This window comes from Bacillus sp. DHT2 (assembly GCF_026241455.1).
Classification (GTDB): domain Bacteria; phylum Bacillota; class Bacilli; order Bacillales; family Bacillaceae_G; genus Bacillus_A; species Bacillus_A pseudomycoides.
This window is the reverse complement of sequence record NZ_JAPHWH010000032.1, coordinates 1-15,122: the sequence shown is the minus strand read 5'-3', so window position 1 is coordinate 15,122 and position 15,122 is coordinate 1. Positions and strand designations below refer to the sequence as shown.

Here is a 15,122-nt window from a genome sequence, read left to right as displayed (position 1 = left end):
ACCCGTTCCCATACCGAACACGGAAGTTAAGCTCTCTAGCGCCGATGGTAGTTGGGACCTTGTCCCTGTGAGAGTAGGACGTCGCCAAGCAATTAAAGCACGAGTCATTTGACTCGTGCTTTTTTATTTCCTAAGAAATAGGGAATTGTTGACCTAGTAAAAACAGTAAAACATAGTAAGGGATTTTCTTTGTAGAGATTCCTAAAAATTGATAAATAAATGGGTAATCTTCGGAGGCATAGCTTCCTAATAAGTCGTACCACCAGTCGGTCTCGTAGCGAGAAATCATGCTTAAATTGTAGAGCAATAAATAATGTATGAGTGGTTCTGGTAAGAATAATTTACAGCTTCTTACGTCTTTAGTTATTGGCAAATAGTAAGTGCTGGTATTGCAATCAAAAGATAAAGGTGTACTGTACAAAGGGTTCCATGTTTTAGTGGAAGCTGAGAATAGTAGATCAGATTTAAAGGTTTCACTTGGCGTGTACTGTATACTGAGATGTTTACAAGATGTTTCTATGTAACGAGAAAAACGCTCTTTCGTCATATGTAGACGATCAAGTATGTTGGAAGAAAATGAAATATGATGTTCGTCTACCGTATGAACCTTATATAACATTTTCTCTTTTTGACTATACTGGAATAAGGTTTCTAATTCGGGGATTTTCCCCATTAGTTCTAACATAATAAATTTCTCGGCCTCCAAGTGTTTCATGTGAAACATCCGTTCTGCAACATGGGTGAATAATCCATTCTTCTGCACTTTAACCTCATCCTCTAAAAACTGATATCCTTGTTTTTTTCGTTTACGTGTTGTTACTCCATGTGCCAAAACTGTTGTTGTTTCTGGATAGTTAGGATCAACAGTTAATAAGCATGCTTTTAAAAGTTGACTCATTCCATAAAATAACAGCATAGGTTGGATTGAAAAAGGTGCAGTTTTACATAATTCATAATAACTTTTTCCGTGCTCTAAGTAATAAATAAAAGGGTAACAATTTTCGAAGCTTTTTTTTTCAGCGTTTTCAATAGGTAATTTTTCATAACAGCGGGCAAGATAACGCTGTACATGTTGGGATGAAAAAAAGAAACTTAATTGCTGCCAAGTATGAGATGTATGATGCATATATTACGCTCCTTTTATTATCTGAAAATTCTAACATTTACGCACTTTCTTGACAGTATTTTAACCAATTGTTAAGCTACTAATAATAATTTCTGGTATCATGGGGGGAACAATTATGTGGGAATCTAAATTTGTTAAAGAAGGTTTGACATTCGATGATGTATTACTTGTACCAGCGAAGTCAGATGTATTGCCAAGAGAAGTAAGTGTTAAGACAGTTCTATCTGAAAGCTTGCAGTTAAACATTCCCTTAATTAGCGCAGGAATGGATACAGTAACAGAAGCTGATATGGCTATTGCAATGGCACGTCAAGGTGGTTTAGGAGTTATTCATAAGAATATGTCTATCGAGCAACAAGCTGAGCAGGTTGATAAAGTAAAACGCTCTGAAAGCGGCGTTATTTCAGATCCTTTCTTTTTAACTCCAGATCATCAAGTATATGATGCAGAGCATCTTATGGGAAAATATCGTATCTCAGGTGTACCAATTGTAAATAACTTAGAAGAGCAAAAATTAGTTGGTATTATTACAAACCGTGATATGCGTTTTATTCAAGACTACTCTATTAAAATTTCCGATGTAATGACAAAAGAAAAGTTGATTACAGCTCCAGTTGGCACTACGCTAGAAGAAGCTGAAAAGATCCTACAGAAATATAAAATTGAAAAGCTCCCTCTTGTTGATAATAACGGTGTATTACAAGGGCTTATCACAATTAAAGATATTGAAAAAGTAATTGAGTTTCCAAACTCAGCAAAAGACAAGCAAGGTCGTTTGTTAGTTGGAGCAGCAGTTGGTGTAACTGCAGACGCTATTCTTCGTATCGATGCATTAGTAAAAGCAAATGTAGACGTAATTGTACTTGATACAGCTCATGGACATTCTCAAGGTGTTATTGAGAAGGTGAAAGAAGTTCGTGCGAAGTACCCAACACTAAATATTATTGCAGGTAACGTTGCCACAGCTGAAGCGACACGCGCATTAATTGAAGCAGGTGCAAATGTTATCAAAGTTGGTATTGGACCAGGTTCTATTTGTACAACACGCGTTGTAGCTGGTGTTGGTGTACCACAATTAACAGCTGTATATGATTGTGCGACAGAAGCTCGTAAGCACGGTATTCCAGTCATTGCTGATGGTGGTATTAAATACTCTGGTGATATGGTAAAAGCTTTAGCAGCAGGTGCACACGTTGTAATGCTTGGTAGTATGTTTGCTGGTGTAGCTGAAAGTCCAGGAGAAACTGAAATTTACCAAGGTCGCCAATTTAAAGTGTATCGTGGTATGGGTTCTGTTGGAGCAATGGAAAAAGGAAGTAAAGATCGTTACTTCCAAGAAGGTAATAAAAAACTTGTTCCAGAAGGTATCGAAGGCCGTGTGCCATATAAAGGACCTTTAGCTGATACAGTTCACCAATTAGTTGGTGGTTTACGTGCAGGTATGGGGTATTGCGGAGCAAATGACTTAGAATTCTTACGTGAGAATGCACAATTTATTCGTATGTCAGGTGCTGGTTTACGTGAAAGTCACCCACATCACGTACAAATTACAAAAGAGGCACCAAATTACTCTTTATAATGTCTTATATGTAAATAGATGGAGATTTGATATCTCTGTCTATTTTTTTTTGATTATGTTAGAATAACGGTTATGTGAGTACAAAGATATTGGGGGTAACAAAAGTGAAAGGTATGTTTTGCAAGCGATTTATTGCAATGGTAACAGTGCTTACACTATTTTGTAGCATGTTTGTTACATATGGTAGTGCATCGGCAGAAACAGGTGCTGCTTTAAATGTTGAAGCAGGAGCAGCAATTTTAGTAGAAGCAGATTCCGGAAAAATTTTATATCAAAAAAATGCAGATGAATTATTAGCGATTGCTAGTATGACAAAAATGATGAGTGAATACTTAGTTAATGAAGCGGTGACTAAAGGAAAACTTAAGTGGGACCAAAAGGTAAAAGTTTCTGAATACGCACATATGATTTCACAAGATCGCTCATTATCAAACGTTCCATTAGAAAATGGTGGCTCTTACACGGTAAAAGAGCTATATGAAGCGATGGCAATTTATTCTGCAAATGGAGCAACAATTGCTTTAGCTGAAGCAATTGCAGGTAAAGAAGCAGATTTCGTAAAAATGATGAATGATAAAGCAAAAGAGCTTGGATTGAAGAATTATAAATTCGTAAACTCTACTGGCTTAACAAATCATGATTTAAAAGGACAACAACCTGAAGGTACAACTCCAGACGAGGAAAATAAAATGTCTGCTAGAGATTGTGCAATTTTAGCACAATATCTTATTCAAGATTTTCCAAAAGTATTAGAAACAGCTAAAATTCCGAAAAAAGTATTCCAAGAAGGTGGAAAATATCCTGTTAAAATGGATAACTGGAATTGGATGCTAAAAGGATTAGTTAAGGAATATGAAGGTGTAGATGGTTTGAAAACAGGATCTACTCCGGAAGCTGGAGATTGTTTTACGGGTACAGCTGAAAGAAATGGTATGCGTTTAATTTCTGTCGTTATTAAAACAAATTCTCATACAGCACGTTTTGACGAAACAAAGAAATTGTTTGATTACGGTTTTACAAACTTTGAAGTGAAAAAGGTATATCCAAAAGGATCTGCGGTAAAAGGACATGAAACTGTACGAGTAGAAAATGCGAAAGATAAAGATGTAACAATTCAGACTAAACAAGCAATTGCGCTTCCGATGTTAAAAGGAAGTAAAGACGTCTATAAAACAGAATTTAAAGACGTAAGCAAAGATAAAGAAGCACCAATTAAAAAAGGTACAACACTTGGTCAAATGATTATATCACCTAAAGATAATAATGACCCTGGATTCCTATCAGGTAAATCATTACAAGTAGATCTTATTACAAAATCAGAAGTAGAAAAGGCAAACTGGTTTGTACGTTCTATGCGTGGTATCGGTTCTTTCTTTAGTGGTATTTGGAACAGTGCTGTTGATACAGTAAAAGGTTGGTTTTAAGAGCTCCTCGTTGTAGGAGCTTTTTTTATTCCTATTTTTCATACCGACTTTATGAAAAAGTAGTGGACAAGCCTCTAATAGTTAGTGGTAGAATGTAAGAGTATTCTCAATTTTCGCCGTTAATGGGGAAAAGCAATTCACCTAGGGAGGTTTTTGTACATGACAAATGTAACAGGGACAGAACGTGTAAAACGTGGAATGGCAGAAATGCAAAAAGGCGGCGTTATCATGGACGTAGTTAACGCTGAGCAAGCAAGAATTGCAGAGGAAGCGGGCGCGGTTGCTGTTATGGCACTAGAGCGCGTTCCTGCAGATATTCGTGCAGCAGGTGGCGTTGCACGTATGGCAGATCCAACAATTGTTGAAGAAGTTATGGGTGCTGTATCAATTCCAGTTATGGCAAAATGCCGTATTGGTCACCTCGTGGAAGCACGTATACTGGAATCATTAGGGGTAGACTACATTGATGAGAGTGAAGTATTAACTCCAGCTGATGAAGTATATCATTTAAATAAACGTGATTACACTGTTCCATTTGTATGTGGATGTCGTGATATTGGAGAAGCAGCGCGTCGTATTGCAGAAGGTGCATCTATGCTTCGTACAAAAGGCGAGCCTGGAACAGGGAACATTGTAGAAGCAGTACGTCATATGCGTCAAGTAAACGCAGAAATCCATCAAGTTGTAAGCCTACGTGAAGACGAATTAATGACATATGCAAAAAATACTGGAGCTCCTTATGAAGTATTACTTGAAATCAAACGTCTTGGTCGCCTACCAGTTGTAAACTTTGCAGCAGGTGGTGTAGCAACGCCGGCAGATGCTGCATTAATGATGCAACTTGGTGCAGATGGTGTGTTCGTAGGATCTGGTATCTTCAAATCAGAAAACCCAGAAAAATTTGCACGTGCTATTGTTGAAGCAACGACACATTACGAAGATTATGAGCTAATTGCAAGCCTTTCTAAAGGATTAGGTACTGCAATGAAAGGTGTCGAAATTTCAACATTATTACCAGAACAACGCATGCAAGAACGCGGTTGGTAATTAAAGGAGATTTTCAAATGGTTAAAGTCGGTGTATTAGGTCTTCAAGGAGCTGTTCGCGAACATGTAAAGGCAGTTGAAGCAAGTGGTGCAGATGCTGTAATTGTAAAGCGTGTGGAGCAACTTGAAGAAATTGATGGTCTTATTTTACCAGGCGGTGAAAGTACAACAATGCGCCGTCTTATTGATAAGTACGATTTTATGGGGGCACTTCGTGAATTTGCGAAATCTGGTAAACCAATGTTCGGTACGTGTGCAGGTATGATTTTACTTGCAAACAATCTTATTGGTTATGAAGAATCCCACATCGGTGCTATGGATATTACAGTTGAACGTAATGCGTTTGGACGCCAAAAGGATAGCTTCGAAGCTTCCCTTTCGATAAAAGGTGTAGGGGAAGACTTTATTGGTGTATTTATTCGTGCGCCATACGTTGTAAGTGTAGGGGATAACGTAGAAATTCTTTCTATGCACAATGACCGAATGGTAGCAGTAAGACAAGGACCATTTTTAGCAGCTTCTTTCCATCCGGAGTTAACGGATGACCATCGTGTTACAGCATATTTTGTACAGATGGTGAAAGAGGAGAAAATGAAAAAAGTTGTATAAGTAACTTGCAACTTGTGTAAGATTATAGTAAATTGATGGTAACAATTTTATAAAATAAACGTGTTGATAGGAAGTAGTAACAAATGTTGTTTCTTATAGAGAGTCGGTGGCTGGTGGAAACCGATAGAAACAGTTTGTGAATCCATCCTGGAATGAAATGTGGAATATCTTTATGATTAGTAAACATTTCCGGTGAAGAGTCGTTATTTCTACTTGAGAGGAAAGCAATATTGCTTTCAACTAGGGTGGCAACGCGGGTTAACTCCCGTCCCTTTTTACAGGGACGGGAGTTTTTGTGTTTTATAAAATAAAAGGAGGAATATATAATGCTTGATATTAAATTTTTACGTGCGAATTTTGAAGAAGTAAAAGCAAAGTTACAGCATAGAGGTGAAGATTTAACTGATTTCGGTCGTTTTGAAGAATTAGATACAAGAAGAAGAGAGCTACTTGTTCAAACAGAGGAATTGAAAAGTAAACGTAATGAAGTGTCTCAACAAATCTCTGTGTTAAAGCGTGAAAAGAAAGATGCAGAGGCATTAATTTTAGAGATGCGTGAAGTAGGGGAAAAAGTAAAGGATTTTGATAACGAACTTCGTATAGTTGAAGAAGATTTAGAGAGATTAATGCTTTCTATTCCAAATATCCCACATGAGTCTGCACCAATTGGCGAAACAGAAGATGATAACGTGGTAGCGCGTACTTGGGGAGAAGTAAAAGAATTTAACTTTGAACCAAAACCTCACTGGGATCTTGCAACTGATTTAGGAATTTTAGATTTTGAGCGTGCTGCTAAAGTAACGGGAAGCCGCTTTGTATTTTATAAAGGTGCAGGTGCAAGATTAGAACGTGCTTTAATTAGCTTTATGCTGGATCTTCATACTGATGAACATGGATATGAAGAAGTTTTACCTCCGTATATGGTAAACCGTGCAAGTATGACAGGAACGGGACAACTTCCAAAGTTTGAAGAAGATGCGTTCCGTATTGAGAGTGAAGATTACTTCTTAATTCCTACAGCTGAGGTTCCTGTAACAAACATGCACCGTGACGAAATCTTAAGTTCAGAGCAATTACCAATTCGTTATGCAGCATTTAGCTCTTGTTTCCGTTCTGAAGCAGGATCAGCTGGACGCGATACACGTGGTTTAATCCGTCAGCATCAATTTAATAAAGTTGAGCTTGTGAAATTTGTTAAACCAGAAGATTCTTATGAAGAATTAGAAAAATTAACAAATGATGCGGAACGCGTGTTACAATTATTAGGTCTACCATATCGTGTTATGAGCATGTGTACAGGAGATTTAGGATTTACAGCAGCGAAGAAATACGATATTGAAGTATGGATTCCAAGCTATGGCACGTATCGTGAGATTTCTTCTTGTAGTAACTTCGAAGCATTCCAAGCAAGACGTGCGAATATTCGCTTCCGTCGTGAGCCGAATGCAAAACCAGAACCTGTTCATACACTAAATGGATCTGGACTTGCAATTGGACGTACAGTTGCAGCTGTTTTAGAAAACTATCAACAAGAAGATGGTACAATTATAATTCCAGAAGTTCTTCGCCCTTATATGGGAGGAAAAACAGTTATTAAATAAATTGAAACTTTCATCGGTATGAGTGTTGTCAGTAAAAAAATGTAGGAAAAGGAGATTGTTTTTTCCTTTTCCTATAATTTATTATAGTGTACTTGACTAACTGTTTTTCTTTTGATATTATATTTGATGTCAATATGGAGGTATACCCAAGTCTGGCTGAAGGGATCGGTCTTGAAAACCGACAGGCGGCGAGAGTCGCGCGGGGGTTCGAATCCCTCTACCTCCTCCAGATATAATTGACAACAGCGCATATAAGTGGAGATTGGAGAACTCGTTACCAACACGTAACGAGTTTTTATTTTAAAACCAATCAGAAAGTATGATGTAAGGCGGGAAAACGCCTTATGAAACACTCATATTCCGATGATTATCTTCATAGATATGAAAGGAGTCAACATGGATCTTATTATACAAACGTTTCCTTTAGATGGAAAAACTTTATACTATGTACAATGTCCAGTCTGTAAGAACAATAGAATTTTAAATAGTGGTGCAAACGTATCACGCATTATAAGTGATGATACATTCCGTAAACTTTGCGGTTGTACTTGTAATGTGAAGAAAGAATTGAGAAAAGTAGAAGCACCGAAACAAACTACAAAAAAAGAAGTAGCTCCAAAACGTACTGGTAAAGTATTAACAGCAATCATTAATGGAAAAGAAATGACCGTTAAAGAAATTGCTGAGACATATGATATTAGTACAAGTACGGTTCGTCAGCGTATTAATGCTGGGAAACCAGAGAGCGAAATTATTGCTCCAACGAAAAAGAAAAAGTAAGTTAATAGGAAAACCCGTGCATTCGCACGGGTTTTTTATTTTACAAGCTTACGTGTTTGTTTTAAGAAATGACCAATTTTCTTAATAATTGGTTCAATTGAGTCTTCATCTTTTAAAATATCGTATTCATTAATATTTAAGCGTAGGACAGGACATGAATTAAAGTTATTAATCCAGTTTTCATAACGTCCGTGCATTTCTCGCCAATACTCAATTGGAGTTTGTTGTTCCATAGGGCGACCACGTTCTTGAATACGACTGACAATATCATCAAAAGAACCTTCTAGATAGATTAATAAGTCTGGGTGCGGGAAGTAAGGTGTCATAACCATTGCATCGAATAACCCTTTGTATGTTTCATAATCTGTTTCTGTCATTGTTCCTTTTTCGTGATGCATTTTCGCAAAAATGCCAGTATCTTCATAGATAGAACGATCCTGTACAAAGCCACCGCCGTATTCGAAAATTCTTTTTTGTTCTTTAAATCTTTCTGCTAAAAAATAAACTTGTAAGTGAAAGCTCCAGCGCGTGAAATCAGCATAGAACTTATCTAAATATGGATTTGAATCTACTTTTTCAAATGATGTTCGGTAACCTAAAGCATTGGCAAGTGCGGTTGTCATAGTTGATTTACCAACGCCAACTGTACCAGCAATTGTAATTACTGCATCATTTGGTATATCATACTTTTGCCTTAAATTCATTGCTATTTCGTCCCCTTTAAGAGTGTATTTTGGAGAGTGGATAAAATTACATTTAGATCGTCACTGTTCTTCACGAAATCCATGTTATCTCCATTGAATTTTAATACTGGAATATCAGGATGGTCCTTTTTAAAAGCATCCATTGCCGTTTCATAATCTTTAGTAAGTTGTAGTAAGTAATTTGGATCCATGTTTTTCTCAAATTCACGTCCACGCATTGCAATTCGTTTTTGTAATGTTTCTAGACTTGCTGTTAAATATACAATGACATTTGGTACGGGCATATCTTGCGTAAGAATACGATAAATTTGCATGTACTTGTCATATTGAGCGTCTTTTAATGAGCGAGATGCAAAAATTAAATTTTTAAGTATATGATAATCTGCTACCACTGGTTTACGCTGACTCAAGTATTTTATATTAATGTCTTCCAATTGTTTATAGCGATTGCAAAGAAAGAACATTTCTGTTTGAAAACTCCATTCTTCAATGTTTTCATAAAATTTCCCTAAGAAAGGATTTTCATCGACAATCTCTTTTAATAAATGGAGTTGCATGTGAGTTGAAATTTCCTTCGCTAGTGAAGTTTTTCCAACACCGATAGGTCCTTCGACCGTAATAAATGGTACTCCGGTCACGCTGTTTCCTCCTTTCAATTCATAATTTCCTGTAAATACAAAGCACAAAACAGAATTATTGTAGCACAAGAGGGAAGCAAGCGGACTAATTTGTCATAAAAAGTTGGGAAATCGATGCATGCTATTCAAGTTTTAATTGAAAAGAGGGTGTAATATTTGCCTTTAATGTTGTTTCCATTATTTTTAAAGCGTGTTTATTATCTTGATCAGAGTTAGAAGCAGTGCAATCTTGAGGTACATATAGAGTATAGTTCCTCATATGAGCGTCATTGGCTGTAAAAAGGATGCAGATGTTTCCTGCAATCCCTGTTATGATAAGTTTTTCAACTTTTAAATGTCCTAATAAAGAATTTAAGGGAGTTTCATAAAATGCTGAATAATGTGGTTTAATAAACACATAATCATCTGCCCCGGGAGCGATTGCTTGTATAATATTTTTGCTATAATCATTTGTACAATGAGTAATAAGTTGATCGATATCAGCTCTCCATAGTTGATAATGATCGTTAATATAAATAACAGGATAACCATTCATTTTCATTGTTCGTTTTAAGTGTAAAATAGGCTCTATAATTATTTGACATTTTTGTGCAAGGGTTGGTCCATGAGAGAATTGGAAGTCGTTAATCATGTCAATAATGAGCAATGCGGTATTTTTCATATGTAATCACCCTTCCTTTTTCTTTAGAGTGGATTGAATGTGTGAAAGTTATCCCGTATCTGTAAGGAGAAGTGTAATTGAATAGTATGTATATAAATATAAATTGAAAAACTGACATAAAACCTTCCTTTTTGGGCTGGAGAGAGAATCCGATCATAGGTAGAAGCGGTCAGATCCTTTTCCTACGCCATGTCAAGTGAAAACAAAAGGATAAAATGAGTGGAGTTTACTTTTTGTTCTGCGTAGCGGGGGATTATATGTCCAAAAATCAAAATGGATTGATATAGTAGTAAAGGGTTATAATACTTTATTCGTAATGAGAGGACTGTATTATGGAACAAGATATTTATTTTATGCAGCTTGCAATAGAAGAAGCGAAGAAAGCTGAAGAAATACAAGAAGTTCCGATTGGAGCTGTTATTGTACTCGGTGGGGAAGTAATCAGCATTGCTCACAATTTAAGAGAAACAGAGCAACGATCAATTGCTCATGCAGAGTTATTAGCTATAGATGAAGCTTGTAAAAAGTTAGGTACGTGGCGTTTAGAAAATGCAACGTTATACGTTACATTAGAACCATGTCCAATGTGCGCAGGTGGAATTGTGTTATCCCGTGTAAAACGTGTCGTATATGGTGCAAGTGATCCAAAGGGTGGATGTGCAGGCACTTTAATGAACCTTTTAACGGACGAGCGTTTTAATCACCAATGTGAAGTAGTATCTGGTGTGATGGAAGAAGAATGTGGCATGTTGTTAACGAATTTTTTTAGAGAGCTTCGTAAAAGAAGGAAAGAGAAGAAGGAAAAATTGGATAAAAATACAGGTGCTTAACATATTTGCAATTTATGAAGAAACAAGTTATACTGATATTGCCTTCATTAAGGCAACCGAATATTGGTTTTAACTTTGCCGTGCTAAGCGGGGAGGTAGCGGTGCCCTGTACTCGCAATCCGCTCTAGCGAGGCCGAATCCCTTCTCGAGGTTATGTTACTGTAAGGCCTGCCTTAAGTAAGTGGTGTTGACGTTTGGGTCCTGCGCAACGGGACCCCGTGAACCTTGTCAGGTCCGGAAGGAAGCAGCAATAAGCGGGTTTTCTCGTGTGCCGCAGGAGTGCCTGAACCGAGCTAACTGCTTAAGTAACGCTTATGGTACGTAATCGACAGAAGGTGCACGGCAGTTATATATGTATACAAAACTCACCTTATATAAAGAGGTGGGTTTTTTGTATAGAAAATAACTTTTGGAATCTATAAACAGAATGGGTTATAATATACAAGATAATAACCTTTGAGGGAGGCCGTATTTTCGTGTCATACCAAGCGTTATACCGAACATGGAGACCGCAAAATTTTGAAGATGTAGTCGGTCAAAAGCACGTAACAAAAACGTTGCAAAATGCCCTTCTTCAAGAGAAAGCTTCGCATGCTTATTTATTTTCAGGCCCGAGAGGAACAGGTAAAACGACAATTGCAAAAGTATTTGCAAAGACAATTAACTGTGAGCATGCTCCAGTAGCTGAACCTTGTAATGAATGCCCTGCGTGTTTAGGCATTACACAAGGGTCTATTTCGGATGTATTAGAAATTGATGCGGCTTCAAATAACGGTGTAGATGAAATTCGAGATATAAGAGATAAAGTAAAGTATGCCCCAAGTGCAGTGAGATATAAAGTATACATTATTGATGAGGTCCACATGCTTTCTATGGGAGCTTTTAATGCGCTTTTAAAGACGTTAGAAGAACCACCACAACATGTTATCTTTATTTTAGCGACTACAGAGCCTCATAAAATCCCACCTACAATCATTTCACGCTGTCAACGTTTTGAATTTCGGAAGATATCAGTACATGATATTGTAGAGAGATTAGCGACGGTTGTTACAAATGAAGGTACAAAGGTAGAAGATGAAGCATTACAAATTGTTGCGCGTGCTGCTGAGGGTGGTATGCGTGATGCACTCAGTCTGATCGACCAAGCTATTTCTTATAGCGATGAAGTAGTTACGACTGAAGATGTCTTAGCGGTAACAGGTTCTGTTTCTCAACAATATTTAGGTAACCTTGTAGAATGCATACGCGAGAATGATGTATCAAGAGCATTGCGTATTATTGATGATATGATGAGTAAAGGAAAAGACCCAGTTCGTTTTATGGAAGATTTCATTTACTATTATCGTGATATGCTCTTATATCAAACTTCACCACAATTGGAACATATGTTAGAACGGGTAATTGTAGATGACCAGTTCCGTATGCTAAGTGAAGCGATGCAACCTGAGATGATTTATGAAATTATTCATACGCTCAGTAAGGGGCAACAGGAGATGAAGTGGACAAATCATCCGCGGATTTTCTTAGAAGTTGTTATGGTGCAACTTTGCCAGCAATTTATGGTGCAGACGAATGGTGCAGACCGTTTGCAAGCAATTATGAATAGAATGCAACAACTAGAAAAAGAACTAGAATATGTGAAGAAGAATGGTGTGCCAGCTGGTGCGCAACAGGAAGTAAGAGAGACACGTACAACGCCAAAACCTGTGCGGACAGGGAGTATGAAAATACCTGTTGGACGGGTACATGAAGTATTAAAGCAAGCGAAACGCCAAGATTTAGAGCAATTAAAAGGTATATGGGGTGAGTTGTTAGGAAGACTTAAATCCTATAATAAAGTAGCGTTTGCTGTATTATTAGAGAATAGTGAACCAGTTGCAGCTTCTGAAGATTCTTACGTGTTAGCTTTCCAATATGAGATACATTGCAAAATGGCAAGTGAAAATCGTGATGCAATGGATACCGTAGAACAAATTCTTTTTGAATTGTTGAGTAAAAGGTTGAATATGATTGCAATTCCAAAGAGTGAGTGGGGGAAAATTCGCGAAGAATTTTTACAACGTGAAGGTGGGAATTCAGAAGAAGCTGCGGAACAAAAAGTAGATCCTCTCGTAGAAGAGGCGGTAAAATTAGTAGGGCAACAACTTATTGAAATAAAAGAATAACAACAATTAGGAGGAATTTATTATGATGCGTGGCGGAATGGGAAATATGAATAACATGATGAAACAAATGCAAAAAATGCAAAAGCAAATGGCGAAAGCACAAGAGGAACTTGGTGAAAGAACAGTTGAAGGTACAGCTGGCGGCGGAATGGTTACCGTTATTGTAAATGGTCACAAGCAAATTCTTGAAGTGAAAATTAAAGAAGAAGTTGTAGACCCAGAAGATATCGAAATGTTACAAGACCTTGTGTTAGCTGCAACAAATGATGCGCTTAAGCAAGCTGAGGAACTTTCAAACTCTACAATGGGGCAATTCACAAAAGGCTTAAACTTACCAGGTGGAATGTTCTAGTAGGAGGATATTGATATATGCATTATCCAGAACCGATTTCGAAGCTTATCGATAGCTTTATGAAGTTGCCAGGGATTGGTCCGAAAACGGCAGTCCGATTGGCTTTCTTCGTGTTAGATATGAAAGAAGACGACGTATTAGATTTTGCTAAATCACTTGTAAATGCAAAGAGGAATTTAACATACTGTTCTGTTTGTGGACATATTACAGATCGTGATCCTTGTTATATTTGTGATGATTCACATCGTGACCAATCGGTTGTTTGTGTTGTACAGGAAGCAAAAGATGTAATCGCAATGGAAAAAATGAAAGAATATCAAGGTGTCTATCATGTGCTTCGTGGTGCAATCTCACCAATGGAGGGGATTGGACCGGAGGACATTAATATTCCACAGTTATTAAAAAGGTTACAAGATGAAACTGTACAAGAAGTTATTTTAGCAACGAACCCGAATATTGAAGGGGAAGCTACAGCGATGTATATTTCCCGCCTCTTAAAACCGACAGGTATTAAAGTGACTCGTATTGCGCATGGTCTTCCCGTTGGTGGAGATTTAGAATATGCGGATGAAGTAACGCTATCGAAGGCTCTAGAAGGCCGTAGAGAAATATAAGAGGAGAAATCAAAATGTTTTTTCAAAAAAAGGGCAAGTTGCGAAAAGAATATGATGATAAGTTAATTGCTGCATTAGAAAAAGTGAAGAATGAGTGGTTACGTCAAAAAAGGATGGTAGAACAAAGTGTCGAACCATCTCAAGATGTACTATGTTCTTTGAAAATAGCAGAAGCAAAATACTTTTTCTTACTAAAAGAAGCAAAAAGGCGTCCTGTAAAAATGGAGCAATGGTAAAAGACCCTGTTTTTTAAAATAGGGTCTTTTCTTTATACTATTATTCTCGGGCGGTGAAATCTCAATCTAAAAATGCAGCGGAATTATAAGTGATCAATTGCTCGTAAAATCCCGATCAGTGAGAACTAATAATTAGTAGGGATGAATCTCCACACTGATTAAAATAATTGAACGGTATTTTTTGTTTCCTTGTCCCATACAAATAGAGTGTATAGGTTATATAAGGAGGGGGAAAATGAACTCTACATTGATTGTTGGTGGAATTCTTGCTTTGGTATTTGTTTTGCTGATTTTTGGCGCCTCGGTGAAACCGTTGCAATTCATAGGAAAGATATTCGTTAAAGTAATGATAGGTGTAGTATTATTGTTTGCCGTTAATGTGATTGGAACATATTTTGGTTTTCATATTCCAATTAATATTGGTACAGCTTCTATTTCTAGCATTTTGGGGGTACCGGGTATTTGTGCTTTAGTTATCATTAAATTATATATAATGCCAGGATGAATAACATTTTGGCATTTATTTTAAAAAAGTGGAAAATAGTGTTGACTTATTAATTGTTAATGTGATAAATTAATAAGCGTCGTCAACGACACAAGAAAAAAGAAGTTGACGAAGTGATTGAGAAATGTTATATTATAAAAGTCGCTGAAACGCGATGTTGAACTTTGAAAACTAAACGAAACAAACAACGTGAAACGTCAATTTTTATTTTAGATGCTAGACAAACTAACTTTATTGGAGAGTTTGATCCTG

General features: G+C 37.1%; 16 protein-coding genes, 1 tRNA gene, 1 rRNA gene, 1 other RNA gene and 1 other annotated feature. Of the genes, 15 read left to right on the top strand and 4 right to left on the bottom strand.

Going from position 1 to position 15,122, the window contains the following annotated elements:
* Positions 1–90, top strand: a 5S ribosomal RNA gene (gene rrf, locus ORL93_RS29910); the annotation flags it as partial.
* Positions 91–130: 40 nt separating this feature from the next.
* Here rrf and ORL93_RS29905 read toward each other — a convergent pair.
* Positions 131–1,126 (bottom strand): YaaC family protein, encoded by a 996-nt coding sequence (locus ORL93_RS29905; protein ID WP_265960249.1) that lies wholly within the window; start codon positions 1,124–1,126, stop codon positions 131–133.
* A gap of 115 nt (positions 1,127–1,241) precedes the next feature.
* On the opposite strand from ORL93_RS29905, the gene guaB reads away from it, so the two are divergent.
* From guaB to ORL93_RS29870, 7 genes are all read left to right on the top strand, one after another.
* Positions 1,242–2,705 carry an IMP dehydrogenase gene (guaB, locus tag ORL93_RS29900; protein WP_018783552.1) on the top strand — a complete coding sequence of 488 codons (1,464 nt, stop codon included), beginning with the start codon at positions 1,242–1,244 and terminating at the stop codon, positions 2,703–2,705.
* Positions 2,706–2,809: 104 nt separating this feature from the next.
* The gene (locus ORL93_RS29895) at positions 2,810–4,129 is read left to right on the top strand and encodes a D-alanyl-D-alanine carboxypeptidase family protein (RefSeq protein ID WP_097795817.1); all 1,320 of its coding nucleotides are present in this window, start codon (positions 2,810–2,812) and stop codon (positions 4,127–4,129) included.
* Between the two features lie 159 nt (positions 4,130–4,288).
* Complete coding sequence (gene pdxS, locus ORL93_RS29890) at positions 4,289–5,176, top strand: pyridoxal 5'-phosphate synthase lyase subunit PdxS (RefSeq protein ID WP_098160505.1); 888 nt, start codon at positions 4,289–4,291, stop codon at positions 5,174–5,176.
* A gap of 17 nt (positions 5,177–5,193) precedes the next feature.
* Complete coding sequence (gene pdxT, locus ORL93_RS29885; protein WP_003194184.1) at positions 5,194–5,784, top strand: pyridoxal 5'-phosphate synthase glutaminase subunit PdxT; 591 nt, start codon at positions 5,194–5,196, stop codon at positions 5,782–5,784.
* Positions 5,785–5,838: 54 nt separating this feature from the next.
* Positions 5,839–6,060: a binding site (T-box leader), on the top strand.
* Positions 6,061–6,110: 50 nt separating this feature from the next.
* Positions 6,111–7,385 carry a serine--tRNA ligase gene (gene serS, locus ORL93_RS29880; protein WP_003194183.1) on the top strand — a complete coding sequence of 425 codons (1,275 nt, stop codon included), beginning with the start codon at positions 6,111–6,113 and terminating at the stop codon, positions 7,383–7,385.
* A 136-nt stretch (positions 7,386–7,521) separates the two neighbouring features.
* A tRNA-Ser gene (locus ORL93_RS29875) sits at positions 7,522–7,614 on the top strand.
* 167 nt (positions 7,615–7,781) lie between these two features.
* Positions 7,782–8,165: a sigma factor-like helix-turn-helix DNA-binding protein gene (locus tag ORL93_RS29870; RefSeq protein WP_003205423.1), complete on the top strand. Its 384-nt coding sequence runs from the start codon at positions 7,782–7,784 to the stop codon at positions 8,163–8,165.
* Between the two features lie 35 nt (positions 8,166–8,200).
* On the opposite strand, the gene ORL93_RS29865 is transcribed toward ORL93_RS29870, so the two are convergent.
* The 3 genes from ORL93_RS29865 to ORL93_RS29855 all read right to left on the bottom strand — a co-directional run bounded on the left by ORL93_RS29865 (position 8,201) and on the right by ORL93_RS29855 (position 10,168).
* Positions 8,201–8,869 carry a deoxynucleoside kinase gene (locus tag ORL93_RS29865; protein WP_097795822.1) on the bottom strand — a complete coding sequence of 223 codons (669 nt, stop codon included), beginning with the start codon at positions 8,867–8,869 and terminating at the stop codon, positions 8,201–8,203.
* A 2-nt stretch (positions 8,870–8,871) separates the two neighbouring features.
* The gene (locus tag ORL93_RS29860) at positions 8,872–9,507 is read right to left on the bottom strand and encodes a deoxynucleoside kinase (protein ID WP_018767818.1); all 636 of its coding nucleotides are present in this window, start codon (positions 9,505–9,507) and stop codon (positions 8,872–8,874) included.
* A 121-nt stretch (positions 9,508–9,628) separates the two neighbouring features.
* Positions 9,629–10,168 carry a cysteine hydrolase family protein gene (locus ORL93_RS29855; RefSeq protein WP_003194175.1) on the bottom strand — a complete coding sequence of 180 codons (540 nt, stop codon included), beginning with the start codon at positions 10,166–10,168 and terminating at the stop codon, positions 9,629–9,631.
* Between the two features lie 332 nt (positions 10,169–10,500).
* Between ORL93_RS29855 and tadA the strand changes: the two genes are divergently transcribed.
* The 7 genes from tadA to ORL93_RS29820 all read left to right on the top strand — a co-directional run bounded on the left by tadA (position 10,501) and on the right by ORL93_RS29820 (position 14,870).
* Positions 10,501–10,998 carry a tRNA adenosine(34) deaminase TadA gene (gene tadA, locus ORL93_RS29850; RefSeq protein WP_265960248.1) on the top strand — a complete coding sequence of 166 codons (498 nt, stop codon included), beginning with the start codon at positions 10,501–10,503 and terminating at the stop codon, positions 10,996–10,998.
* Between the two features lie 78 nt (positions 10,999–11,076).
* An RNA gene (gene ffs / locus ORL93_RS29845) (signal recognition particle sRNA large type) lies at positions 11,077–11,341 on the top strand.
* Between the two features lie 133 nt (positions 11,342–11,474).
* On the top strand, positions 11,475–13,163 hold the full coding sequence (gene dnaX / locus ORL93_RS29840; RefSeq protein ID WP_097795821.1) for a DNA polymerase III subunit gamma/tau: 1,689 nt from the start codon (positions 11,475–11,477) through the stop codon (positions 13,161–13,163).
* A gap of 25 nt (positions 13,164–13,188) precedes the next feature.
* Positions 13,189–13,515: a YbaB/EbfC family nucleoid-associated protein gene (locus tag ORL93_RS29835; protein ID WP_006093062.1), complete on the top strand. Its 327-nt coding sequence runs from the start codon at positions 13,189–13,191 to the stop codon at positions 13,513–13,515.
* Between the two features lie 17 nt (positions 13,516–13,532).
* Positions 13,533–14,129: a recombination protein RecR gene (recR, locus tag ORL93_RS29830; protein ID WP_003194165.1), complete on the top strand. Its 597-nt coding sequence runs from the start codon at positions 13,533–13,535 to the stop codon at positions 14,127–14,129.
* A gap of 14 nt (positions 14,130–14,143) precedes the next feature.
* Positions 14,144–14,365 carry a YaaL family protein gene (locus ORL93_RS29825; RefSeq protein ID WP_003194164.1) on the top strand — a complete coding sequence of 74 codons (222 nt, stop codon included), beginning with the start codon at positions 14,144–14,146 and terminating at the stop codon, positions 14,363–14,365.
* Positions 14,366–14,600: 235 nt separating this feature from the next.
* The gene (locus ORL93_RS29820) at positions 14,601–14,870 is read left to right on the top strand and encodes a pro-sigmaK processing inhibitor BofA family protein (RefSeq protein WP_265960247.1); all 270 of its coding nucleotides are present in this window, start codon (positions 14,601–14,603) and stop codon (positions 14,868–14,870) included.
* The last annotated feature ends 252 nt before the right edge of the window (positions 14,871–15,122 follow it).